Consider the following 21321-nt stretch of genomic DNA (forward strand, 5'->3'; position numbering starts at 1 on the left):
GCGAGGAGGCGGACGAATGGCGCGGGCCGAGGGAACCGACAACGATGCCGGGGCCGTGAACAGCGCGTACGCGAACGCGCCGGACACCCGGCTGACGGAGCTGCTGCGCACCCGCAGCGTCACCGCCTACCCCGCCCTGCAGGAGCTGCGCGCCCGGCACCGCGCGTCCGTCCTCACCTACGCCCGCCTGTGCACCGCCGGCGACACCGCGGCCCGCCAGCTGGCCGCCCACGCATTCAACGCCGCGGCCCGCGAGGCCGCCCGCGGCACCGACCCGGGCACACCCGTACGCCACCGGCTGCTGCTCCTGGTGGGCGAGGTCGCAGCCCAGTGGGCCTCCGACGAACGCGCCGCCGGCCTCGACGCGGCCCTGCTGCCCGCCCTGACGGCCGGGGCCCCCGTGCCGCCCCTGCTCCGGGCGTTCCGCGCACTGCCGCCGCGCACCCAGGGCCTGATCTGGTACGGCCTGATCGACCAGGAACTTGAGGAGCGGACCGCGCTCCTGCTCGGCATCGGCCCCGCCGACGTCACCTACGACACGCCCGCCGCCCTCCAGGCCCTGGCCAAGTCCGCCCTGCACACCCGCCTCGCCGACTCCGACGACCCCGACTGCCAGGACTTCCGCCGCCTGATCGAGGAGTCCGTACGCCCCGGCTCCCCCCGCCACAGCCCCGACCTCACCACCCATATGGCCCACTGCCCGCACTGCACCACGGCCTACGAGGAGCAGTGCGCGCTGCGCGACTCCCCGCGCCTGGCCGCGGCGGAGGGGCTGCTCGGGTGGGGCGGGGCTGCCTATGCGCGGGAGGTGGCCGCCGGCGCGTCGGCGCCGGGCGGGCCCGGGCTGACGGCCGGTGACGACACCGGCCCGGGCGGCGGCCGACACGGCGGCGGTGACGTCACCTGGTCCGGCCGGGGCGGCCGCTCGCGGGGCCGCGGACGGGCGGCTGGTGCCGCCGAGGGCGCTACGGCGACCGGCGTCGGAGTCGGCGTCGGCGTCGGCGTCGGGCACGGAGCGCAGGGCCCCGCGGCCGGTGCCGACGGCGGTGACTGGGCGGCGTGGGGGCGGGCTTCCGCCGCTGCGGGACGGGGGCTGAGGGGCGGGGCGGGGGCCGCGGGGCAGGTGTGGCCGCCGGCTCGGCGGCTCGCACTGGCCTCGGCCGCGCTCGGGGTGGCCCTGGTGCCCCTGCTGGTCTTCCTGCTCTCCCCGGGTGAGCCGCCCACGGAGAACGCCGCGTCCCAGACGATGCGCACCCCGCCGGCGCCGCCGCCGGTGACGGTGACCGCGACGGTTTCGGTGACCCCGTCGCCCTCCCCGTCGCCGTCGAGGACCCGCACGTCACCGCCGCCGTCGCCGTCACCGTCGCCCACACCGACCCCGACGCCCTCGCGCACCTCCGCACGCCCGACACCCTCGGCCACGCCGAAACCGCCGCCACCCCCGGCGCATCCGCCGAACGGCAGCTTCGCGCCGGTGGTCAACACCGCCACCGGACGGTGCCTGGACGTCCGCGACGACTGGTTCGACAACGGCATGGACGTGATCACCGCCGTCTGCTCCGGCTCCCCGGCCCAGCAGTGGCGCTACGACGCCGAGCGCCGGGTCCTGCAGTCGTACGCCGACCAGGAATTCTGCCTGGACAGCCGCGGCTCGGCCGACCGGGGCGTCGGCATCTGGAACTGCGACTCGGTCTGGGGCCGCAACGGCGTCAACCTGATGTTCTCCGTCGACGGCGACGGCCGGATCCGCCCCTTCGTCGCCCCGGACACCGCGCTGACCGCCACCGGCGGCGACGGCGTGTGGCTGGGCTGGATCGACGGGGACGCGCGGCAGCGCTGGCGGGCCGGCCGGGCCGCGTGACCGTGGCCGGCCGCGGCGAACGGGCCGGCCGTTCGGGGCGTCGCACCGCCGCGGTCACACCACCTGTAGGCCCTTCCGCCACACCGCGCTGACCAGCGGGACCCCCGGCCGGTAGGCGAGGTGGACGTGGCTGGGCGCGTCCAGGAGGGCCAGGTCGGCGCGGGCGCCGGGGGCGAGACGGCCGATGTCGTCGCGGCGCAGGGCGGCGGCGCCGCCCGCGGTGGCCGACCAGACGGCCTCGTCGGGGGTCATGCGCATGTCCCGCACCGCGAGCGCGACGCAGAACGGCACGGACGAGGTGAAGGACGACCCGGGGTTGCAGTCCGTGGACAGCGCGACGGTGACCCCGGCGTCGATGAGACGCCGCGCGTCCGGCCATGCGGCGCGGGTGGAGAACTCCGCGCCGGGCAGCAGCGTGGCGACCGTACGGCTGTTGGCCAGCGCGTCCACGTCGGCGTCCGTCAGGTGGGTGCAGTGGTCGGCGCTGGCCGCGTCGAGCTCGACGGCGAGCTGCACGCCGGGGCCGTAGGAGAGCTGGTTGGCGTGGACGCGCGGGTGCAGGCCCCTCGCCTTGCCGGCGGTGAGGATCGCGCGGGCCTGGTCGCCGTCGAAGGCGCCCTTCTCGCAGAAGACGTCGATCCAGCGGGCATGCGGGGCGCACGCGTCGAGCATCTCGCCGGTGACGAGGGCGACGTAGCCGGCGGGGTCGTCGGCGTAGTCCGGAGAGACGATGTGGGCGCCGAGGTAGGTGACCTCGTCGGTGTGCCGGGCGGCGATACGCAGGGCGCGGGCCTCGTCCTCGACGGTGAGGCCGTAGCCGGACTTGGTCTCGAACGTGGTCGTGCCCTGGCGCAGGGCCTCGGCGAGGTGGCGGGTGAGGTTGGCCTCCAGGTCCGCGTCCGTGGCGGCACGGGTCGCCGCGACCGTCGTGCGGATGCCGCCCGCGCTGTAGGGGCGCCCGGACATACGGGCGTTGAACTCCGCGGTGCGGTCGCCGGCGAAGACGAGGTGCGAGTGGGAGTCGACGAAGCCGGGGATCACGGCCCGGCCGCCGGCGTCGACCCGGTTGTCGGTGGCGGGTGCTTTGCTTGACTCACCGGCCCACGCGACCCGGTCGCCGTCGATGACGAGGGCCGCGTCGCGGACGAGTCCGAGCGGGGAGCCGTCACCGAGGGAGGGGTCGTTGGTGACCAGCGTGGCGATGTTGGTGATGACGGTGCTCATCGTCGTGTCCTCAGGGGCGGGGGCGTGGGCTTGGGATGCGCGGGTCAGTCGTGCAGCGCCGCGAGGGCGGCGGCCAGCGCCTGCGGCACATCGGGTACGAGCGTGTGCGCCCCGTCCCGTACGACGTGCCGCCCGGCGACGACCGTGTGCCGTACGTCCGCTGCCGTCGCCGCGAATACGGCCGTCTCGGCGCCGAGCCGGGGCGGCGGTCCCGCCGTCCTGACGGAGTCGAGGGCGATGGTCGTGAAGTCGGCCCGCGCCCCGGCCTCCAACGCGCCCGCGTCGTCCCAGCCCAGGGCCGCGTGGCCGTCCGCCGAGGCCGCGCGCAGCAGTTGGGCCGCCGTCCAGTGGCCCCGGGTGCGGGTGCGCAGCCGCTCGTCCAGCTCCATCGCGCGTGCCTCTTCGAGCAGGTCGACGACGGCATGGCTGTCGGAGCCGAGGGACAGCGGGGAGCCCGCCCGCTGAAGGGCCGCGGCGGGGCCGATGCCGTCGGCGAGGTCGCGCTCGGTGGTCGGGCACATGCAGGTGCCGGTGGAGCTGCCGCCGAGAAGGGCGATGTCCTCGTCGGTGAGGTGGGTGTTGTGCACGCCGGTGGTGCGCGGCCCCAGCACGCCGTGCTCGGCCAGGAGCTGTGTCGGGGTGCAGCCGTGGGCGGCGAGGCAGGCCTCGTTCTCGGCGGTCTGCTCGGACAGGTGCACATGCAGCGGGGCATGGCGTGCCCCGGCCCATTCGGCGACCGTGGCGAGCTGCCCGGCGGGGACCGCCCGCACCGAGTGGATCGCCGCCCCGATCCGCGCGTGATCCCGTTCCTTGAGAACTGAACAGCGTTCGGCCCAGTTCTGCGCGCTGCCGTCGGAGAAGCGCAGCTGGTGCCGGTCCGGGGCCGCGCCGAAGCCGGAGGAGAGGTAGCAGGTTTCGAGGAGGGTGATCCGGATCCCGGCCTCGGCGGCGGCCTCGATCAGCGCCTCGCCCATGGCGTTGGGGTCGGCGTAGGGGGTGCCGCCGGGGGCGTGGTGGAGGTAGTGGAACTCGCCCACGGAGGTGATGCCGGCCAGCGCCATCTCGGCGTACACCGCGCGGGCGAGGGCGTGGTAGCTGTCCGGGGTGAGCCGGTCGGCGACCGCGTACATGACCTCGCGCCAGGTCCAGAACGTGCCGGAGCCGACCTGGACGGTGCCGCGCAGCGCGCGGTGGAAGGCGTGGCTGTGGGCATTGGCCAGGCCCGGCAGGGTCAGCCCGCGCAGCACCTCCGCGCCCGCGGGCGGTGCTGTGGCATCGGTGCGCACGGCGGTGATCCGGCCGTCCGCCACGTCCAGGGCGACGCCCGGCTCGACCCGGTCGCCGAGCCAGGCGTGCTCCAACCAGTAGGTCCCCTTGGTCACCTGCAGGCCAGTCCTTCCAGTACGTCGGCGAGGGCGGTCACCCCGGCCAGGCAGTCGTCCTCGGCGGCGTGTTCGGCCGGCGAGTGCGAGACGCCCGTGGGGTTGCGTACGAACAGCATGGCGGTCGGGATGCGCCCGGACAGGATCCCGGCGTCGTGTCCGGCGCCCGTGCCCAGGACGGGGACGGTCAGGCCGGTGTCCTTGCCGAGGATGCGGCCCAGCTCGTCACGCAGGGCGTGGTCGAACTCCACGACCGGGGTGAAGGACTCCCGGACGACGTCGAGGTCGACGCCGTGCCGCTCGGCGTACTCCCGCGCGGCCTTCTCGATCCCGTCGACGACTGTGTCGAGGGTGTCCTGGTCCGGGGCACGGCTGTCCAGCCACCCGCGCACGAGCGAGGGGATGGCGTTGACACCGTTGGGCTCGACGGCGATCTTGCCGAAGGTGGCGACTGCTCCGGCGAGTTCGGCCTCGCGGCGGGCGGCGAGGACCGTGTCGGCGTAGGACAGCATGGGGTCGCGCCGGTCGACGAGCCGGGTGGTTCCCGCGTGGTTGGCCTCCCCGCGGAAGTCGAACCGCCAGCGGCCGTGCGGCCAGATCGCGCTGGCGACGCCGACGGCGTCCCCGGTGAGGTCGAGGGCGCGGCCCTGCTCGACGTGGAGCTCGACGAACGCGCCGATGCGGCCGAGGCGTTCGGGGTCGGGTCCGATGGCGTCGGGGTCGTACCCGGCGGCCTCCATGGCCCGCGGCAGCGTGATCCCGTCGGCGTCGGTGAGCCGGTGCGCCTGCTCGACGGTCAGCGCCCCCGAGGTCAGCCGCGACCCGACACAGGCGAGCCCGAACCGGGCGCCCTCCTCGTCGCCGAAGTTGACGAGGGCGAGCGGCCTGGTGAACGCGACGCCCCTGGCGCGCAGTTCGTCGAGCGCTGCGAAGGAGGACACCACCCCGAGGGGCCCGTCGAAGGCCCCTCCGTCGGGCACGGAGTCCAGGTGGGACCCGGTGACGACGGCGTCCCCCGCGGCGGGGTCGCCGAGCCAGGCCCACTGGTTGCCGTTGCGGTCGACCTCGTAGGCCAGGCCCCGGGCGCGGGCCTGGTCCTCGAACCAGGCCCGGCAGTCGGCGTCGGCGCCGGTCCAGGCGAAGCGTCGGTAACCGTGGGAGTCGGGGTGGCGGCCGATGGGGAGCAGGTCCTTCCACATGCTGTGGAAGGAGCCGCCGCCGGTGGCGGGCCGCACCTCGGCCCCCGCCGAGGGGATGCCGTCCTGGGTCACGCCGAGTCACCCTCGCGCATGGGCACCCGGACGCCCTTGGCGTCTGCGACGGACTCCGCGATGTCGTAGCCCGCGTCGACGTGCCGGATGACGCCCATGCCGGGGTCGTTGGTGAGGACGCGGCGGATCTTCTCGCCGCCGAGCTCGGTGCCGTCGGCGACCGTCACCTGCCCGGCGTGGATGGAGCGGCCCATGCCCACGCCGCCGCCGTGGTGGATGGACACCCAGGACGCGCCGGAGGCCACGTTGACCATGGCGTTGAGCAGCGGCCAGTCGGCGATGGCGTCGGAGCCGTCGAGCATGGCCTCGGTCTCGCGGTAGGGGGAGGCGACGGAGCCGCAGTCGAGGTGGTCGCGGCCGATGGCGAGGGGCGCGGCCAGCTCACCGGAGGCGACCATGTCGTTGAAGCGCTCGCCGGCCTTGTCGCGCTCGCCGTAGCCGAGCCAGCAGATACGGGCGGGCAGGCCCTGGAAGTGGACGCGCTCGCCGGCCATCTTGATCCAGCGGGCCAGGGACTCGTTCTCCGGGAAGAGGTCCAGGATCGCCTTGTCGGTCTTGGCGATGTCGGCGGGGTCGCCGGACAGCGCGGCCCAGCGGAAGGGGCCCTTGCCCTCGCAGAAGAGGGGGCGGATGTAGGCGGGGACGAAGCCGGGGAAGGCGAAGGCGCGGTCGTAGCCGGCGAGCTGGGCCTCGCCGCGGATGGAGTTGCCGTAGTCGAAGACCTCGGCGCCGGCGTCCATGAAGCCGACCATGGCCTCGACGTGCCGGGCCATGGCCTCGCGGGCGCGCTGGGTGAACCCGGCGGGGTCCTTGGCGGCGGCGTCGGCCATGTCCTCGAAGGCCACGCCGAGCGGCAGGTAGGCCAGCGGGTCGTGGGCGGAGGTCTGGTCGGTGACGATGTCGATGGGCGCGCCCATGGCGAGCAGCTGCGGCACCAGCTCGGCGGCGTTGCCGAGGACGCCGATGGACAGCGGCCTGCGCTGGTCGCGGGCCTCGGTGGCGAGCTGGAGGGCGTGGTCGAGGCTGTCCGCCTTCACATCCAGGTAGCGGTGCTCGATGCGGCGCTCGATGGCGCGCGGGTCGCAGTCGATGCAGATCGCGACGCCGTCGTTCATGGTGACGGCGAGGGGCTGGGCGCCGCCCATGCCGCCGAGGCCGGCGGTGAGGGTGATGGTCCCGGCGAGGGTGCCGCCGAACTTCTTGGCGGCGACGGCGGCGAAGGTCTCGTAGGTGCCCTGGAGGATGCCCTGGGTGCCGATGTAGATCCAGGAGCCGGCGGTCATCTGGCCGTACATGGTCAGGCCGAGCTGCTCCAGGCGGCGGAACTCCTCCCAGTTGGCCCAGTCGCCGACCAGGTTGGAGTTGGCGATGAGGACACGCGGGGCCCACTCGTGGGTCTGCATGACGCCGACCGGGCGGCCGGACTGGACGAGCAGGGTCTCGTCCTGCTTGAGGGTGCGCAGGGTGCGGACCATGGCGTCGAAGGAGCGCCAGTCGCGGGCGGCCTTGCCGGTGCCGCCGTAGACGACGAGCTTGTCGGGGTGCTCGGCGACCTCGGGGTCCAGGTTGTTCTGGAGCATCCGCAGGGCGGCCTCCTGCTGCCATCCCAGGGCGCTCAGTTCCGTACCGCGCGGCGCTCGGACGGGGCGGGGTCCTGACATGGTCTGCCTCCTAGTGGCTGGGCTCCCTGCGAATGTTGCTCTTGTTATTCACATCCTTACCTTCTGAATAGAGCTAGTCAATACGTCGGTCCCCCGGCGTGGCCGCGCGCGAGATGTTTGGCTGGATGCAGAAACCCCCGGCATCGACGGCGCGCGGGATGCCGGGAACATCTGCGACCACACGGGGGCGATGCGGGATGGACGGTCAAGACGACGAGACGTCCGGGACGCCGGGCACCTACGCGGGCCGGGCGGCCCGCCGGGACGAGGTGCCGGGCAGCGGCGGTCGGGGGGCGGCCCGCCGGGACGAGGTGCCGGGCAGCGGCGGTCGGGGGGCGGTGCGGCCGGACGAGGTGCCGGGTGGCGGCGGTCGGGGGGCGGTGCGGCCGGACGAGGTGCCGGGTGGCGGCGGTCGGGGGGCGGTGCGGCCGGACGAGGTGCCGGGTGGCGGCGGTGCAGGGACGGCCGCTCGGGAGGGTATGACGGACCTCGACCGTGAGCGGGTGGTACGGCGGGACGACGCGGTGCGGGCGGCGGTGGAGCAGGGGCTGCTCGGGCCGGAGGAGCCGGTCGTGGGGCTGCTGGACGTCGCCGGCATCAGGGACGCGGCGGCCGAGCTGCGGGCGGCGTTCGACGCGGTCGTCGCGCCGGGCACGCCCGTGCTGCACGCCTTCGCGGTGAAGGCGTCCCCACTGGTGCCGGTGCTGCGGCTGCTGCACGCCGAGGGCATCGGCGCGGAGGTGGCCAGCCCGGGCGAACTGGCCCTGGCCCGGGCGGCCGGGGTGCCGCCGAGGGACACCGTGCTGGACTCCCCCGCCAAGACCCCGGCCGAGCTGCGCGAGGCGCTCGCGCTGGGGATCGCCGTCAACGCCGACAACCCGCAGGAGCTGGACCGTATCGACGCCATGATGCGGTCCGCCCCGAGCCGCTCCCCCCTCGGCATCCGGGTCAACCCGCAGGTCGGCGGGGGTGCGATCGAGGCGCTGTCGACCGCCACGCCGACCTCGAAGTTCGGCGTGGCGCTACGGGACGAGGGGGCGCGCGAATGGGTCGTGCAGGCCTACCGCGCCCGGCCCTGGCTGACCCGGCTGCACACGCACACCGGCTCGCAGGGCATCCCTCTGTCCCTGATGGCGAAGGGCGTGGCGGAGGCGTACGCGCTCGCGGAGGAGATCAACCGGCGCATCGGCCGGCCGCAGATCGACACGATCGACATCGGCGGCGGCCTGCCGGTGAACTTCGCCTCGGACGCGACGACCCCGACCTACGCCCAGTACGCCCGGCTGCTGCGCGAGGTGGTCCCGGGCCTGTTCGACGGACGCTACGGCCTCGTCACCGAGTTCGGCCGCTCCCTGCTCGCGAAGCACGGCACGATCGTGGCCCGCGTGGAGTACGCCAAGTCCGCGGGCGGCCGCCCGGTCGCCGTGACCCACGCCGGGGTCCAGGTCGCCACCCGCACCGTCTACGCCCCCGCCTCCTGGCCCCTGCGCATCACCGCCTACGACCCCAAGGGCCGCCCCAAGGAAGGCCCGCCGGTCGTCCAGGACGTGGCCGGCCCCGCCTGCTTCGCGGGCGACCTCCTCGCCACGGCCTGTCCCCTGCCCCGACTGGACCAGGGCGACTACGCGGCCGCCCTGGACACCGGCGCCTACTACTTCGTCCACCACTACGCGTACAACTCCCTGCCGCGTACCGGGATCTACGGTTTCGTGAGGGACGGACGCGGGGGTGTGGAGTTCGCGACGGTACGGGCACCGCAGACGTCGGCGGAGATCGTGGCCGAGTCCGGCGGCGCGTACGCCAACGCGCTGACCTCCTGGTCCTCCCGCAAGGGCGGTTGACGCGCGCCGGCGCCCAGCACTGATCAACGGCGCTGCGACAGGCCTCAGTTGACCCACCCTAGTCGCCGGACGCATGTTCCACCGGAAAATGCCAGAAGCTCCACCCGTCGCACACACGGTGCGTAGCGTCTCCCTCACGCAGCCGAACCGCGGGTGGGAGGAGATCCGGCGTGCCCGGAATCGACGAGTGTCTGCTGGAGGCCATGCGGCTGCCCGGAGCCAGGGGGGCCGCGCTGGTCGACTGGACGAGCGGGCTCGCCCTGGGCTCGGTCGGGGAGTTCCCCGGCGGTGACCTGGAGGCGGCCGCCGCCGAGGCCGCCGAGCTGGCCCGACTGGCCGCCGAACAAAGGGCGTTCGCGCCCGCGGACGGCGAGGCGGCCGACCCGCCGGTCGAGGACCTCATCATCACCAACCGCGACAGCTTCCACCTGCTGCGGTTCGTGGGGACGTCGTTCGACAGCAGCGTGTTCCTGCACGTGTGGCTCGGCCGCGCCGACGGCAACCTCGCCCTCGCCCGCATCCGGCTCGACGAGATGGCCGGACGGCTGGTGCTGGGATGACCGTGGTGGACACGACACCGCCCAGGCTGCCGCTGCGCGAGACGGCGGCCCGGCGGACGGGCGGCCTGTCGCCGATGCTGAGCCGCCTCGCCGCCGAGCGGGCCACCGGGGCGCTGGAGCGTGAGCACGGCGTCCTGTACCTGGCAGAAGGGCAGGTGGTGCACGCCGAGAGCCCGCCGGCCCCCGGCCTGGACGTCCTGCTCTCGGCGCACGGCACCCTGTCCGCCGAGACCTGGCCAGAGGTGCTCGCCCGGGCCGACGACCGGTGCGGCGCCGCCCGTCTGCTGCTCGACGCCGGCCGGATCGGCCGGGGCCCGCTGGAGCTGTGCCACACCGGTGTGCTGTACGACGCCGGGTACTTCGCACTCGCCCCGAGCCGTACACCGGGCCGCTTCCGCTACGGCGACCGGCACCCGCTCGGGACGCTGCGGCCGGTGAGCGTGGCGGCGCTGGAGCGCGAGACCCTGCGCCGCCGCGCCCTGCTGCACCGGCTGTGGCCCGAGGGCCGCCTCGACAGCGCCCCGCTGCTGCGTACCGTCGCGGGCACCGGCGTCGTGCCGCCCGCCCGGCGGTGGGCGGTGCTGGAGCTGGTGGACGGAGTGCGCACCGCGCCCGAGATCGCCCGTGCGCTGGGGCGGCACACCTTCCACACCCTGGTCGACGTACGCCGGCTGGCGGCGGCCGGGCTGGTCGCGGCGGGCGCCCCGCCCCCGGAGGCCGGCCCCCCGGCGGACCCGTCCCCGCCGCCCGCGACCGACCCCGACATCACCCTGCTGAAGAGGCTCAGGGATGCGCTGGAGGCCCTTTGAACGGCAACGACCGCGCGCCGAGAGGAGCGACCTGATGGCGGCCCAGGCCGGCATACTCGACGAACTGCTGCGGCTGCGGGCCCGGTTGCCCCAGCTGACCGGCGCTCTCGCGGCGAGCGTGGACGGCCTCGTCCTCGCCCACGACACGCCCGGTGTGGAGCCGGAGGGCCTGGCCGCGCTGACCGCCGCCGCGCTGGGCGTCGCCCTGCGCACCAGCGACGCGACCGGCCGGGGTGAGCTGCGCGAGCTGCTGCTGCGCGGCCGCAACGGCTACGTCGCCACCTACGCGGCCGGCCCCTCCGCCGTACTGACGCTGCTCGCCGAGGACCGGATCAACGTCGGCCGGCTGCATCTGGAGGGCCGCCGGTCCGGCGCGCACATCGCGGGCCTCGTGGCCGCCGCCGGGCCCGCCGCCGTCCCGCCCGTCCCGCAGAGCGCGCCGAGGACGCCCGCGCCAACCCCGGTGAAGGGCACCGCGCGGCTTCCGACCCGGCCGACCGCCGCAGGCACCGCGGCCCCCACCGGCACGCCCTCTGCCGGCACGCCCTCTGCCGGCACACCCACTGCCACATCGCCCACCGAACCGACCCGTATGACGGAAATCTGAAAGGAACCCAGCCATGGCCAACACCGAGACCGCGCTGAAGGAAGCCCTCACCTCCATCGAGGGCGCCACCGGAGCCGCACTCGTCGACTACACCACCGGGATGGCGCTCGGCACGATCGGCGGCAGCAAGAGCTTCGACCTGAACGTCGCCGCCGCGGGCAACACCGACGTGATCCGCGCCAAGATGCGCACGATGGAGCACCTGGGGCTCAAGGGCGAGATCGAGGACATCCTGATCACCCTGTCCGACCAGTACCACCTGATCCGGCTGCTCAGCGGCCGCAGCGGCAACGGCCTCTTCCTCTACCTGGTGCTGGACGCCAAGCGGGCCAACCTGGCGATGGCCCGCCACCAGCTGCGGAAGATCGAGGAGACGCTGGAGATCTGAGCGGGGCTCAGACGGCCGCGACGGCACGGCGGCGAGCCGCGCCCGGGGCCGCGACGGCACGGCGGCGGGCCCCGCCAGGGGCCGCGTCGCCGGCCGCGACACCGGTGCCGCGGTAGGCCTTGACCGCCTTGCCGGCGGGGCAGCCGCCGCGCCGGTCCAGCCAGTCGACGCGCACCCACAGCAGCGTCTCCAGCTGCCGCTCACGGCGCCCGAGCCAGGCGGCCTTCAGCCACAGCCCGGCGCCGCACCCGGCGAGCAGCATGCCGCCGGCCGCGGGCAGCGCGACGGAGGAGCCGAGGGCCGCGAGAAAGGCCAGCAGCAGCCACCAGCGGTGCCCGCGGCGCCAGGTGCGCACGCTGACCGCCCGGTCCTGCAGCACATCGTGCCGCGCCGCCCGCACGGCGCCCTTCGCCAGTGCCGTGTAACGGCGCCTGCGGGCACAGGCGGCCACGGCCGTCGCCACGAGGAACAGCGCGGCCCCGGCCAGGACCCCGATCCGCCGCCCGGTCAGCCCCGGCACCAGCAGGCCGGTGCCCGCCGCGCCCACCCCGAGCCACCACAGGGGCGCCGCCCCCGCCCGTACCACCACGGCCACCCGAGCCAGACCCTGAGCTCTGCGATCTGCGTGCGCCACGTTCCGCCTCCTTGTCGCCTCGGCGCAGTTGTGTCGGGCCGGGAGGTTAGCGGAGGAACCTGAGACCAGTCTGAGAACGACGCGGCGGGACCGTGCGGGGGTCAGTCGACGAACAGCCCCCGGGCCGCGGCCTTGGCGTCGAACTCCTCCAGCCGGGCTTGGGCGTCGGGCAGTTCGTCGGCCATGGCCTCCAGCAGCACCCGCCCCAGCAGCATCGGCGCGCAGGCCGTGTCGAAGGCGAGCCCGGTACCGACGGCGGCCGGCAGCAGCAGGTCGGAGACCTTGGCGACGGGCGCGAACGCGGAGTCGGCGACGGTGACGACGGTGAGCCCGGCCTCGCGGGCGTAGGCGAGGGTGTCGACGACCTCGCGGGGGTGGCGCGGCAGCGCGAAGCACAGCAGGGCGGTGGCGCCGGCGTGCACGGCGGCGTCGATGCGGTCGTGGATCATCGTGCCGCCCTCGTCGAGGAGCCGTACGTCGGGGTGGACCTTGGCGGCGAAGTAGGCGAACCCGTACGCCTGGGCGGCGGCGGCGCGCAGACCGAGGACGGGCAGCGGACGGGAGGCGGCGAGCACCCGGCCGGCCCGGGCGACGGGCGCGGGGTCGGCGAGGGCGTCGGCGAGGTGACGGAGGTTCTCGATCTCGGCCTCGACGGCCTGCTGGTACTCGTTGGCGACGGCCGCGTCCGCGGACGGCTCGGCGGGGGCCACCTCCCGCAGATGGCGGCGCAGCGCGGGATACCCGTCGAAGCCGAGGGCGACGGCGAACCGGGTGACGGAGGGCTGGCTGACACCGGCCAGCTCGGCGAGCTCGACACTGGACAGAAACGGCACATCGGCCGCGCGCCGCACCATGCTGTGCGCGATACGCCGCTGCGTGGGCGTGAGCCGATGCCCCTCGAAGAGCGCCTGCAGCCGTGCTGCGGGGCTGTCGGTCACGCTCATGGGATGCTCCCCCTCCGGAGATCCGGGCCGCTATTCATCTGGCAAGAACTCTGCATGCTCTTATGCAGCCGGGCAAGTGGCGTCTCACGGCCGACACCACCGTTCAAGCAGAGGCGGCTCTCCCCCGGCTCTCCCGAGCAAGGAACCGGGGGTTAGCCCCAATGCGCCGCCGGCGTCCGGTTCCTACCGTGGAGGGCATGACCGGAATGGACGGGCGGGACACCGACCTGAAGAAGGAACTCGACGCCACGCTGCACGCTCGCAGGGAGCTGGGTGAGGAGTACGAGTCGGCGCTGGTGGAGTCGTTCCTGGAGAAGGTCGACCAGCGGATCGACGGCGCGGTGGAGCGCCGGGTGCGACGGCAGCTGGCGGAGCAGCAGATGGCGGCGGCCCGGGACACACGGGCGCCGGGCGGCACGGACTCCTGGGGCGAGCGCTACGGCTTCGGCATCGTCTCGCTGGTGCTGGCGATCCCGCTGTCCGGCATCGGCGGCGGTGTCGCCAACCTGCCGGGCCTGCTGATCGCCTGGGCGGGCATCGTCGGCGTGAACGTCGTACAGGCGGTCCGGGTGAACCCGGGCCTGTTCCGGCGGCGCGGGCGGGACGGGCAGGACACCTGGGAGGGCTGACCGCGCCGGGAGAGGGAGGTTGCGCGGGGACCGCCGCACCCCCGTTGCCGGGGGGCGGGACGACGGCGGTCCCCGCGAGGGACGCGGGCCGCAGGAGGCCTTCGCGTCCGTGGCGTCCATGGAGGTCCGGGAGCCGCTCCGGAGGTCCTTGACGCCGTTCGGGTGCCGGCCCGGGAAGGAAGCCTCCCCCAGTGCTCGACGCCTGGGTGGTGGCCTCGTCTCCCTGCCGACACCCACTACTGTGCCGGACCCGTGTTAAGCGGGTGCTGCGCGGACGTGACGCGCTCGTACCACTTGCGCGAAGTCCGTCACCCCGCCGGATGACCGGCAAGAGGCGCCGGTCGACCGGCAGTTCACCGGGTGTTCGCCGCTACTTGCCCGACTTCGCCAGGAAGGCCAGCAGGTCCTGGCGGCTGATCACACCGGTCGGCTTGCCCTCGACGAGGACGATCGCCGCGTCGGCCCGGCCGAGGACGTTCATCAGGTCGCCGACGGGCTCGCCGGAGCCGACCTGCGGCAGCGGGGCCGACATGTGCTTCTCCAGCGGGTCGTCCAGCGAGGCGCGCTTGCTGAACAGGGCGTCCAGCAGCTCGCGTTCGACGACGGAGCCGACGACCTCGGCGGCCATCACGTCGGGGTGGCCGGCGCCCGGCTTGACGACGGGCATCTGCGAGACGCCGTACTCGCGCAGCACCTCGATGGCCTGGCCGACCGTCTCCTCGGGGTGCATGTGGACGAGGGACGGCATGGCGCCGTGCTCCTTGTCGCTGAGGACGTCGCCGACACGGGCGCTGGAGCCGGCGTCCTCCAGGAAGCCGTAGTCGGCCATCCACTCGTCGTTGAAGATCTTGCTGAGGTAGCCGCGGCCGCTGTCCGGGAGGAGTACGACGACCACGTCGTCCTCGGTGAGGCGCTCGGCGACCTCCAGCGCGGCCACGACCGCCATGCCGCAGGAGCCGCCCACCAGCAGGCCCTCCTCCTTGGCGAGGCGGCGGGTCATCTGGAAGGAGTCCTTGTCGGACACGGCGACGATCTCGTCCGCGACGTCACGGTCGTAGGCGGTCGGCCAGAAGTCCTCGCCGACGCCCTCGACGAGGTAGGGGCGGCCGGAGCCGCCGGAGTACACCGAGCCCTCCGGGTCGGCGCCGATGACCTTGACCTTGCCGCCGGACGCCTCCTTCAGATAGCGGCCGGTGCCGGAGATGGTGCCGCCGGTGCCGACGCCCGCCACGAAGTGCGTGATCCGCCCCTCGGTCTGCTCCCACAGCTCCGGGCCGGTGGAGTGGTAGTGGGACAGCGGGTTGTTGGGGTTGGAGTACTGGTCCGGCTTCCACGCGCCCGGCGTCTCGCGCACCAGGCGGTCGGAGACGTTGTAGTAGGAGTCGGGGTGCTCGGGGGCGACGGCGGTCGGGCAGACGACCACCTCGGCGCCGTAGGCACGCAGGACGTTGATCTTGTCCGTCGACACCTTGTCCGGGCACACGAAGATGCACTTGTAGCCCTTCTGCTGGGCCACGATGGCGAGGCCGACACCGGTGTTGCCACTGGTGGGCTCGACGATCGTGCCGCCGGGCTTGAGCGCACCGCTCTCCTCCGCGGCCTCGATCATCCGCAGGGCGATACGGTCCTTCACCGAGCCGCCGGGATTGAAGTACTCCACCTTGGCCAGGACGGTCGCCCTGATGCCCTTGGTCACGCTGTTGAGCTTCACCAGCGGGGTGTTGCCGACGAGGCTGATCATCGAGTCGTGGAATTGCACCGTTGTCTCCGGATGCCGCAAAAAGGATGGTCGTGATGTGCCGCCAGCCTACGGCCCCCGAGGGTCGTTCACTCCCCGTTGCGATTGGCCGACGGCCCGTACGGGGCAAGGAGTGGGTGTACGGGTACGAGGAGGTGGCGGCGACGCATGACGAGCATGTCGAGGGCGAGGGTGGCCCGGCGCATCGCGGCCGGCGCGGCGTACGGGGGCGGCGGTGTCGGTCTGGCCGGCGTGGCCGTCGTCGGGCTGCTGCTGGCCGAGGTCCGGATGGCCAGGCGGCACGTGGGCAACGGCGCGACGCCGCATGTACCGAGGGCACAGGGGTTGTACGGCGTCGGGTACACGGTGCCGGGGCAGCCGCCGCTCAGGCTGACGCTGCTGGGTGACTCCACGGCCGCCGGCCAGGGCGTCCACCGATCCGGCCAGACCCCGGGCGCGCTGCTGGCCTCGGGCCTGGCGGCGGTCGCCGAGCGGCCGGTGGACCTGCGCAACGTGGCGCTGCCGGGCGCCCGCTCCGACGACCTGGACCGGCAGGTCTCGCTCGCCCTGTCCGACCCCGGCCGGATCCCCGACATCTGCGTGATCATGATCGGCGCGAACGACGTCACCAACCGCATGCCCCCGACCCGCTCGGTGCGCTGCCTGGCCACGGCCGTACGACGGCTGCGCACGGCCGGCGCCGAGGTCGTGGTCGGCACCTGCCCCGACCTGGGCACGATCGAGCCGGTGCAGCAGCCCCTGCGCTGGCTGGCCCGCCGGGCCTCCCGGCAGCTCGCCGCCGCGCAGACGATCGGCGTGGTCGAACAGGGCGGCCGTACCGTCTCCCTGGGCGACCTGCTGGGCCCGGAGTTCGCCGCCAACCCGCGCGAACTGTTCGGCCCCGACAACTACCACCCCTCCGCCGAGGGCTACGCCACCGCCGCCATGGCCGTCCTGCCGACGGTGTGCGCGGCCCTGGGCCTGTGGCCGGCCGACGAGGACCGGCCCGACCTCAGCCGCCGCGAGGGCTTCCTGCCGGTCGCCAAGGCGGCGGCGGAGGCCGCGTCCGAGGCGGGCACCGAGGTGGCGGCCGTCCCGGCGGGGCCCAGGGGCCCGTGGGCCCTGCTTAAGCGCCGCAGGAGGAGGCGGCTGCAGGAGCCGGAGCAGGCTCCCACCGTGGCCACCTGACCGTACGGCTGCGCCGCGAGCACGAGCACCCCGCCGATGCCGCCTAAGCAAGCGCTTGGAAAAGAGGCCCTCATCACACAGCGTTCCCGATGACCACGCCCCCTACGTACCGGTAATTTCGCCGGAGTACCCCCATCCGACGTCGTCTGGAGCCGTGATGCCCGAAGCCGTGATCGTCTCAGCCGCCCGCTCCCCCATCGGCCGCGCCTTCAAGGGCTCCCTCAAGGACCTGCGCCCCGACGACCTGACCGCCACGATCATCCAGGCCGCCCTCGCCAAGGTCCCCGAGCTTGACCCGAGGGACATCGACGACCTGATGCTCGGCTGCGGTCTGCCCGGCGGCGAGCAGGGCAACAACCTGGGCCGGATCGTCGCCGTGCAGATGGGCATGGACCACCTGCCGGGCTGCACCGTCACCCGCTACTGCTCCTCGTCGCTGCAGACCAGCCGGATGGCCCTGCACGCCATCAAGGCCGGCGAGGGCGACGTGTTCATCTCGGCCGGCGTCGAGACGGTCTCCCGGTTCGTGAAGGGCAACTCCGACAGCCTGCCCGACACGCACAACCCGTTCTTCGCCGAGGCCGAGGCCCGCACCGCCGAGGTCGCCCAGCAGGAGGGCACCACCTGGCACGACCCGCGCGAGGACGGCCTCGTGCCGGACGCCTACATCGCGATGGGCCAGACCGCGGAGAACCTCGCCCGTGTCAAGGGCGTCACCCGCCAGGACATGGACGAGTTCGGCGTCCGCTCGCAGAACCTCGCCGAGCAGGCCATCAAGAACGGCTTCTGGGAGCGCGAGATCACCCCGGTGACGCTCCCGGACGGCACGGTCGTCTCCCAGGACGACGGTCCGCGCGCCGGCGTCACCCTGGAGGGCGTCTCGGGCCTCAAGCCCGTCTTCCGCCCCGACGGCCTGGTCACCGCCGCCAACTGCTGCCCGCTGAACGACGGCGCCGCCGCCCTGGTGATCATGTCCGACACCAAGGCCCGCGAGCTGGGCCTGACCCCGCTCGCCCGCATCGTGTCGACCGGCGTGTCCGGCCTGTCGCCGGAGATCATGGGCCTCGGCCCGGTGGAGGCCTCGAAGCAGGCCCTCGCCCGCGCCGGCCTGACCATCGACGACATCGACCTGGTGGAGATCAACGAGGCGTTCGCCGCCCAGGTGATCCCGTCGTACCGCGACCTGGGCATCGACATCGACAAGCTGAACGTCAACGGCGGTGCCATCGCCGTCGGCCACCCCTTCGGCATGACCGGCGCCCGCATCACCGGCACGCTGATCAACTCCCTGCAGTTCCACGACAAGCAGTTCGGTCTGGAGACCATGTGCGTCGGCGGCGGCCAGGGCATGGCGATGGTCATCGAGCGCCTCAGCTGACCGACTCGGCGCCCAGCCGAGAGACTTGGGGTGACCGCTGAGGCACCCACCGTCACGATCAGGCCCGGAGTCCGAGAACCACTCGGACACCGGGCCGATTTGTGATCCAATCTCCCTCAGGATGTGACCTACCTCCCATCCCCGAGGGAACTCGCAGCTCAGTGGCGTTCCGAAGGTCCCAGCAGGAACCAAAGTCCTGCCCGTTTCGTGACGTTACGCACTGACAGCTGGATAGTCCGCCCTTCAAGCTGATGTAGGAAGTCGGGGGTCGACTTTGAACCGGGAGTACGTCAGTGAGCGCCATGCCGATCGCCTTGCTGGTCACCACGGCCGCCACCGGCGCCGTGGGCGTCGCCGTCCTGCGCACCCTCATCGGGCTGCGCCGTCAGGTCGCCGCCCTGCGCACCGAGCTCGCTGAGGGCCGCGCCTCCGTGCGCGCCCTCGTGCCCGCCGCCCGTTCCACGGCCGACGCCGAGGAGATACGCGCCGCCGTCGCCGAGGCCCTCGCCGAGGAGCGCGAGCGCGAGCTGGCCGAGGCCCGCGCCTTCTGGGCCGCCCAGGAGGCCCGTGACGCCTCCGACGCGCCGTCGCTGCTGGGGCTGACCGAGAACGACCTGTTCCTGCCCCGCCAGGCCGATTTCGTGGGCCTGGAGCCGGTGACCGAGCCGGGCGACGAGTTCGCCGGCGAGTCCCCGGAGCTGGCCGCGGCCCGCCGCCGCCACCCCTCGCACCCGGACTTCGTCCCGGTCGCCTCGCCCATGGTCAACGACCACGAGCGCACGATCACCACTCTGGAGGACCTCGCCGCCTCCCGGACGGAGCTCACGGACGTCCGCCCGGGCCCGCTCGGCACGCTCGACGTCTACGTCTTCGCCGACGGCACCACCCTCTGTATGACCCCGGGCCACAAGGAGACCGCCGAACGCCTGGCCAAGGCCCTGGCCGCGGGCGAGAAGCCCCACCTGCTGGGCGGCTCGGGCATCTCCGGCGCGTACACCCTGACGTTCCAGTGCGGGCAGGAGAACGTCTACGTCCTGGCGGACAGGGTCATAGCGAGCATCTGAGGCGCCGAGAAGTGGACCTCCCCAGGGGCACGGGGAGCCGCGCGAGCGGCCCACCACGGCACAGGGCCGCCGACGAACCTCAGATCCCCGCCCGCTTCTGGGCTTCCTCGACGAGCCGCACGGCCGCGGCGACATCGGCGTCACTCGTCAGCACCACGGCCAGATCCCGCCCCGCCACGGTCACTTGGTCCGCCGCGGCGAACATCCCCGCGTCCGGCATCTCCCGAGGCCGCGCGCCCGGCGCCTCGACCTCCTGCGCCCACCGGGCCAGCGCGCGGGCCAGCTGCAACGCCTCAGCGGCCGCACCCCGCTGGAGGCGGGACTGCGGCGCCGCCCGCAACCGGTCGGCGAAGTGATCCACAGCCCGGACGAGTTCCGTCGTATCAACCACCCCGCGAGACTACGCGCCGCGCAGGCACTGTTGCCAACGCGCGAACACTCAGGCACGGTGACCTGAAGGACCGGCTTACACCCCATGCATCCGGAGGCGCCGATGTCCCACGTCCTCTCCGAGGAGACCCACCGCAACATGCTCGCCCGCATCCCCCACTGCACCGGTCGTGAAGTCTCCGACTGGCTGCGCACCGTCGAGGAAGGCCCCTCCCTCTTCCGCTTCGAGGAGAAGGTCAGCTGGCTGCGCCACGAGTACGACCTCGCTTACGGCCACGCCAAGGCGATCGTCCACGAGTACGACCTGAGGAGGGCCGCGCGCAAGCTGCGGTGAGCGCGCCCACACACGCCGAAGGGCCCCGGGGAGACCCGGGGCCCTTCTCATGCGTGCGTCAGGGGCGTCGGTCAGTCGTCGCCGCTGAAGATGGCGACCAGGCGCAGCATCTCGACGTAGATCCACACCAGGGTCATGGTCAGGCCGAACGCGGCCAGCCAGGACTCCTCGCGCGGCGCGCCGTAGGCGATGCCGTCCTCGATCTGCTTGAAGTCGAGCGTCAGGAAGAACGCGCCGAGCACGATGGCGATGATGCCGACGATCGCGCCGAGCGGCCCGAAGCTGCGCAGTCCGCCGTCCTCGGCGACGCCGAAGGCGACCAGCAGCAGGTTGACCGCCATGACCAGGATGAAGGCCAGGGCGATGGCCATGCCGATGCGGGCGTAGCGCGCGGTGACGCGGACCCAGCCGGCCTTGTACACGACCAGTGTGGCGGCCGAGACGGCCATGGTGCCGAGCACCGCCTGGAAGGGCGCGCCGGACCACTGGCTGTTGTACATCTCGCTGATCACGCCGAGGAAGACGCCCTCGAAGGCGGCGTACGACAGGATCAGCGCGGGCGAGGCCGTGCGCTTGAACGACTGCACCATCGCCAGGACGAAGGCGACGAGCGCGGCGCCGATGGCGAGGCCGTAGCTGGTGGACGACACCGGCAGCAGGGCCCACGCGAGCACGGCGCCGAGGGCGACGGTGCCGAGCGTGATGGCCGTGCGGGTGACGACGTCGTCCATCGTCATCCGGCCGGTGGTGACCGGGGCCTGCGGCGGCGTGCCGTACTGCAGGTCCTGCTGGGCGTACGGGTTCTGCGCGTACGGGTTGGTGCCCGTCGGCTGGGCGTACGGGTTGCCCTGCGTACCGACGGCCCCGGCCTGCGGCGCGGTGTTGAAGCCCGCGTAGCCGTTGTCGCGGCTGAACCCCCGTCGCGAGAAGACCGGGTTGCTGCTCCTCATTTCACTCCTCCATGGCCACACTGCGCAGCCTTGGCTCAAGAGTAATGGAAAGGCAAAAGAATGACCCTAGTGCCTGGGGAGGATCTTTCCCCCGCCATGTGCTGCGCAACACGCTACGCGGCCTGGTGATTCCCTGAGCTGCTGAGACGTACTCATGACACAGCCGGTACCCAGCCGGTACGCATCCGGAACCAGCCGGAGACCGCCGCCCGGCCCCGGGGGGCGGAGAAGATAGGCGAACGAAGATTCGTTCGCCAGGGCGGAGCGACGTCGGAGGTGCCCGGAACCGGACTCGAACCGGTACGCCCGCGAGGGGCAGCGAGGTTTAAGCTCGCCGTGTCTGCATTCCACCATCCGGGCAGGCCATGGGCTCCGCTTCGCGGTTCGAGCCTATCGGGAGACACCACCCGAACAGCCGAGTCACAGAGGCCATGTTGTCTTATTTTATTGGCGTCTGAGGGAGCATCA

General features: G+C 73.4%; 20 protein-coding genes and 1 tRNA gene. 11 read left to right on the plus strand and 10 right to left on the minus strand.

The annotated features are described in order from the left end of the window. Positions 1 to 16: 16 nt before the first annotated feature. Positions 17 to 1861, plus strand: coding sequence for a ricin-type beta-trefoil lectin domain protein (locus ACIGXJ_RS20345; protein ID WP_399647150.1), 1845 nt, complete (start codon positions 17 to 19; stop codon positions 1859 to 1861). Between the two features lie 54 nt (positions 1862 to 1915). Here the strand turns inward: ACIGXJ_RS20345 and hutI are convergent, their stop codons facing one another. The 4 genes from hutI to hutU all read right to left on the minus strand — a co-directional run bounded on the left by hutI (position 1916) and on the right by hutU (position 7399). Next, complete coding sequence (gene hutI / locus ACIGXJ_RS20350; protein ID WP_399647153.1) at positions 1916 to 3085, minus strand: imidazolonepropionase; 1170 nt, start codon at positions 3083 to 3085, stop codon at positions 1916 to 1918. Between the two features lie 44 nt (positions 3086 to 3129). Then, positions 3130 to 4467 (minus strand): formimidoylglutamate deiminase, encoded by a 1338-nt coding sequence (locus ACIGXJ_RS20355; RefSeq protein ID WP_399647154.1) that lies wholly within the window; start codon positions 4465 to 4467, stop codon positions 3130 to 3132. Beyond that, complete coding sequence (locus ACIGXJ_RS20360) at positions 4464 to 5666, minus strand: allantoate amidohydrolase (protein ID WP_399648086.1); 1203 nt, start codon at positions 5664 to 5666, stop codon at positions 4464 to 4466. Before ACIGXJ_RS20360 ends, ACIGXJ_RS20355 begins: the two co-directional genes overlap by 4 nt. Positions 5667 to 5734: 68 nt before the next feature. Further along, on the minus strand, positions 5735 to 7399 hold the full coding sequence (gene hutU, locus ACIGXJ_RS20365; protein ID WP_399647156.1) for a urocanate hydratase: 1665 nt from the start codon (positions 7397 to 7399) through the stop codon (positions 5735 to 5737). Positions 7400 to 7878: 479 nt separating this feature from the next. On the opposite strand from hutU, the gene ACIGXJ_RS20370 reads away from it, so the two are divergent. The 5 genes from ACIGXJ_RS20370 (at position 7879) to ACIGXJ_RS20390 (ending at position 11604) form a co-directional block, all read left to right on the plus strand. Next, positions 7879 to 9240 carry a diaminopimelate decarboxylase gene (locus ACIGXJ_RS20370; RefSeq protein WP_399647159.1) on the plus strand — a complete coding sequence of 454 codons (1362 nt, stop codon included), beginning with the start codon at positions 7879 to 7881 and terminating at the stop codon, positions 9238 to 9240. A gap of 170 nt (positions 9241 to 9410) precedes the next feature. Then, positions 9411 to 9800: a hypothetical protein gene (locus ACIGXJ_RS20375; protein ID WP_399647161.1), complete on the plus strand. Its 390-nt coding sequence runs from the start codon at positions 9411 to 9413 to the stop codon at positions 9798 to 9800. After that, positions 9797 to 10609, plus strand: a complete 813-nt coding sequence (locus ACIGXJ_RS20380; RefSeq protein WP_399647164.1) for a transcriptional regulator — start codon at positions 9797 to 9799, stop codon at positions 10607 to 10609. Before ACIGXJ_RS20375 ends, ACIGXJ_RS20380 begins: the two co-directional genes overlap by 4 nt. A 34-nt stretch (positions 10610 to 10643) precedes the next feature. Then, complete coding sequence (locus tag ACIGXJ_RS20385) at positions 10644 to 11216, plus strand: roadblock/LC7 domain-containing protein (RefSeq protein ID WP_399647166.1); 573 nt, start codon at positions 10644 to 10646, stop codon at positions 11214 to 11216. A 13-nt stretch (positions 11217 to 11229) separates the two neighbouring features. After that, positions 11230 to 11604, plus strand: a complete 375-nt coding sequence (locus ACIGXJ_RS20390) for a hypothetical protein (RefSeq protein WP_399647168.1) — start codon at positions 11230 to 11232, stop codon at positions 11602 to 11604. Positions 11605 to 11611: 7 nt separating this feature from the next. Here ACIGXJ_RS20390 and ACIGXJ_RS20395 read toward each other — a convergent pair whose 3' ends face one another. Together ACIGXJ_RS20395 and ACIGXJ_RS20400 are read right to left on the minus strand one after the other, a co-directional pair. Beyond that, positions 11612 to 12238, minus strand: a complete 627-nt coding sequence (locus ACIGXJ_RS20395) for a hypothetical protein (protein ID WP_399647170.1) — start codon at positions 12236 to 12238, stop codon at positions 11612 to 11614. A 101-nt stretch (positions 12239 to 12339) separates the two neighbouring features. Then, complete coding sequence (locus tag ACIGXJ_RS20400; RefSeq protein WP_399647172.1) at positions 12340 to 13182, minus strand: MurR/RpiR family transcriptional regulator; 843 nt, start codon at positions 13180 to 13182, stop codon at positions 12340 to 12342. Positions 13183 to 13379: 197 nt separating this feature from the next. Here ACIGXJ_RS20400 and ACIGXJ_RS20405 point away from each other — a divergent pair, with 197 nt between their 5' ends. After that, on the plus strand, positions 13380 to 13811 hold the full coding sequence (locus ACIGXJ_RS20405) for a hypothetical protein (RefSeq protein WP_399647175.1): 432 nt from the start codon (positions 13380 to 13382) through the stop codon (positions 13809 to 13811). 370 nt (positions 13812 to 14181) lie between these two features. Here ACIGXJ_RS20405 and ACIGXJ_RS20410 read toward each other — a convergent pair whose 3' ends face one another. Continuing rightward, entirely contained in the window at positions 14182 to 15570 is a 1389-nt protein-coding gene (locus ACIGXJ_RS20410) for a cystathionine beta-synthase (RefSeq protein ID WP_399647177.1), read from the minus strand. 147 nt (positions 15571 to 15717) lie between these two features. On the opposite strand from ACIGXJ_RS20410, the gene ACIGXJ_RS20415 reads away from it, so the two are divergent. The 3 genes from ACIGXJ_RS20415 to ACIGXJ_RS20425 all read left to right on the plus strand — a co-directional run bounded on the left by ACIGXJ_RS20415 (position 15718) and on the right by ACIGXJ_RS20425 (position 19179). Beyond that, the gene (locus ACIGXJ_RS20415; protein WP_399647180.1) at positions 15718 to 16737 is read left to right on the plus strand and encodes an SGNH/GDSL hydrolase family protein; all 1020 of its coding nucleotides are present in this window, start codon (positions 15718 to 15720) and stop codon (positions 16735 to 16737) included. A 157-nt stretch (positions 16738 to 16894) separates the two neighbouring features. Then, positions 16895 to 18115, plus strand: a complete 1221-nt coding sequence (locus ACIGXJ_RS20420; protein ID WP_399647182.1) for an acetyl-CoA C-acetyltransferase — start codon at positions 16895 to 16897, stop codon at positions 18113 to 18115. A gap of 302 nt (positions 18116 to 18417) precedes the next feature. Continuing rightward, entirely contained in the window at positions 18418 to 19179 is a 762-nt protein-coding gene (locus ACIGXJ_RS20425) for a hypothetical protein (protein ID WP_399648088.1), read from the plus strand. Positions 19180 to 19258: 79 nt separating this feature from the next. On the opposite strand, the gene ACIGXJ_RS20430 is transcribed toward ACIGXJ_RS20425, so the two are convergent. Beyond that, a complete protein-coding gene (locus ACIGXJ_RS20430; RefSeq protein WP_399647184.1) occupies positions 19259 to 19570 on the minus strand; it encodes a hypothetical protein in 312 nt (103 codons plus the stop codon). 102 nt (positions 19571 to 19672) lie between these two features. Here ACIGXJ_RS20430 and ACIGXJ_RS20435 point away from each other — a divergent pair, with 102 nt between their 5' ends. Then, positions 19673 to 19903: a DUF4287 domain-containing protein gene (locus ACIGXJ_RS20435; protein ID WP_399647187.1), complete on the plus strand. Its 231-nt coding sequence runs from the start codon at positions 19673 to 19675 to the stop codon at positions 19901 to 19903. Between the two features lie 71 nt (positions 19904 to 19974). Here ACIGXJ_RS20435 and ACIGXJ_RS20440 read toward each other — a convergent pair whose 3' ends face one another. Beyond that, complete coding sequence (locus tag ACIGXJ_RS20440) at positions 19975 to 20853, minus strand: Bax inhibitor-1/YccA family protein (protein WP_399647189.1); 879 nt, start codon at positions 20851 to 20853, stop codon at positions 19975 to 19977. A 277-nt stretch (positions 20854 to 21130) separates the two neighbouring features. Next, positions 21131 to 21213, minus strand: a tRNA-Leu gene (locus ACIGXJ_RS20445). Between the last annotated feature and the right edge of the window lie 108 nt (positions 21214 to 21321).

Origin of the sequence: Streptomyces sp. NPDC053367 (assembly GCF_044545925.1) — a bacterium.
GTDB lineage: Bacteria > Actinomycetota > Actinomycetes > Streptomycetales > Streptomycetaceae > Streptomyces.

Bases quoted from the DNA above. Each gene is read 5' to 3' on its own strand.
- ACIGXJ_RS20440 (WP_399647189.1), bottom strand. From the start codon at position 20,853: ATGAGGAGCAGCAACCCGGTCTTCTCGCGACGGGGGTTCAGCCGCGAC.
- ACIGXJ_RS20370 (WP_399647159.1), top strand. From the start codon at position 7,879: ATGACGGACCTCGACCGTGAGCGGGTGGTACGGCGGGACGACGCGGTG.
- ACIGXJ_RS20360 (WP_399648086.1), bottom strand. From the start codon at position 5,666: ATGTGGAAGGACCTGCTCCCCATCGGCCGCCACCCCGACTCCCACGGT.
- ACIGXJ_RS20385 (WP_399647166.1), top strand. From the start codon at position 10,644: ATGGCGGCCCAGGCCGGCATACTCGACGAACTGCTGCGGCTGCGGGCC.
- ACIGXJ_RS20420 (WP_399647182.1), top strand. From the start codon at position 16,895: ATGCCCGAAGCCGTGATCGTCTCAGCCGCCCGCTCCCCCATCGGCCGC.
- hutU (WP_399647156.1), bottom strand. From the start codon at position 7,399: ATGTCAGGACCCCGCCCCGTCCGAGCGCCGCGCGGTACGGAACTGAGC.
- hutI (WP_399647153.1), bottom strand. From the start codon at position 3,085: ATGAGCACCGTCATCACCAACATCGCCACGCTGGTCACCAACGACCCC.
- ACIGXJ_RS20380 (WP_399647164.1), top strand. From the start codon at position 9,797: ATGACCGTGGTGGACACGACACCGCCCAGGCTGCCGCTGCGCGAGACG.
- ACIGXJ_RS20415 (WP_399647180.1), top strand. From the start codon at position 15,718: ATGACGAGCATGTCGAGGGCGAGGGTGGCCCGGCGCATCGCGGCCGGC.
- ACIGXJ_RS20405 (WP_399647175.1), top strand. From the start codon at position 13,380: ATGACCGGAATGGACGGGCGGGACACCGACCTGAAGAAGGAACTCGAC.
- ACIGXJ_RS20400 (WP_399647172.1), bottom strand. From the start codon at position 13,182: ATGAGCGTGACCGACAGCCCCGCAGCACGGCTGCAGGCGCTCTTCGAG.
- ACIGXJ_RS20390 (WP_399647168.1), top strand. From the start codon at position 11,230: ATGGCCAACACCGAGACCGCGCTGAAGGAAGCCCTCACCTCCATCGAG.
- ACIGXJ_RS20425 (WP_399648088.1), top strand. From the start codon at position 18,418: ATGCCGATCGCCTTGCTGGTCACCACGGCCGCCACCGGCGCCGTGGGC.
- ACIGXJ_RS20345 (WP_399647150.1), top strand. From the start codon at position 17: ATGGCGCGGGCCGAGGGAACCGACAACGATGCCGGGGCCGTGAACAGC.
- ACIGXJ_RS20435 (WP_399647187.1), top strand. From the start codon at position 19,673: ATGTCCCACGTCCTCTCCGAGGAGACCCACCGCAACATGCTCGCCCGC.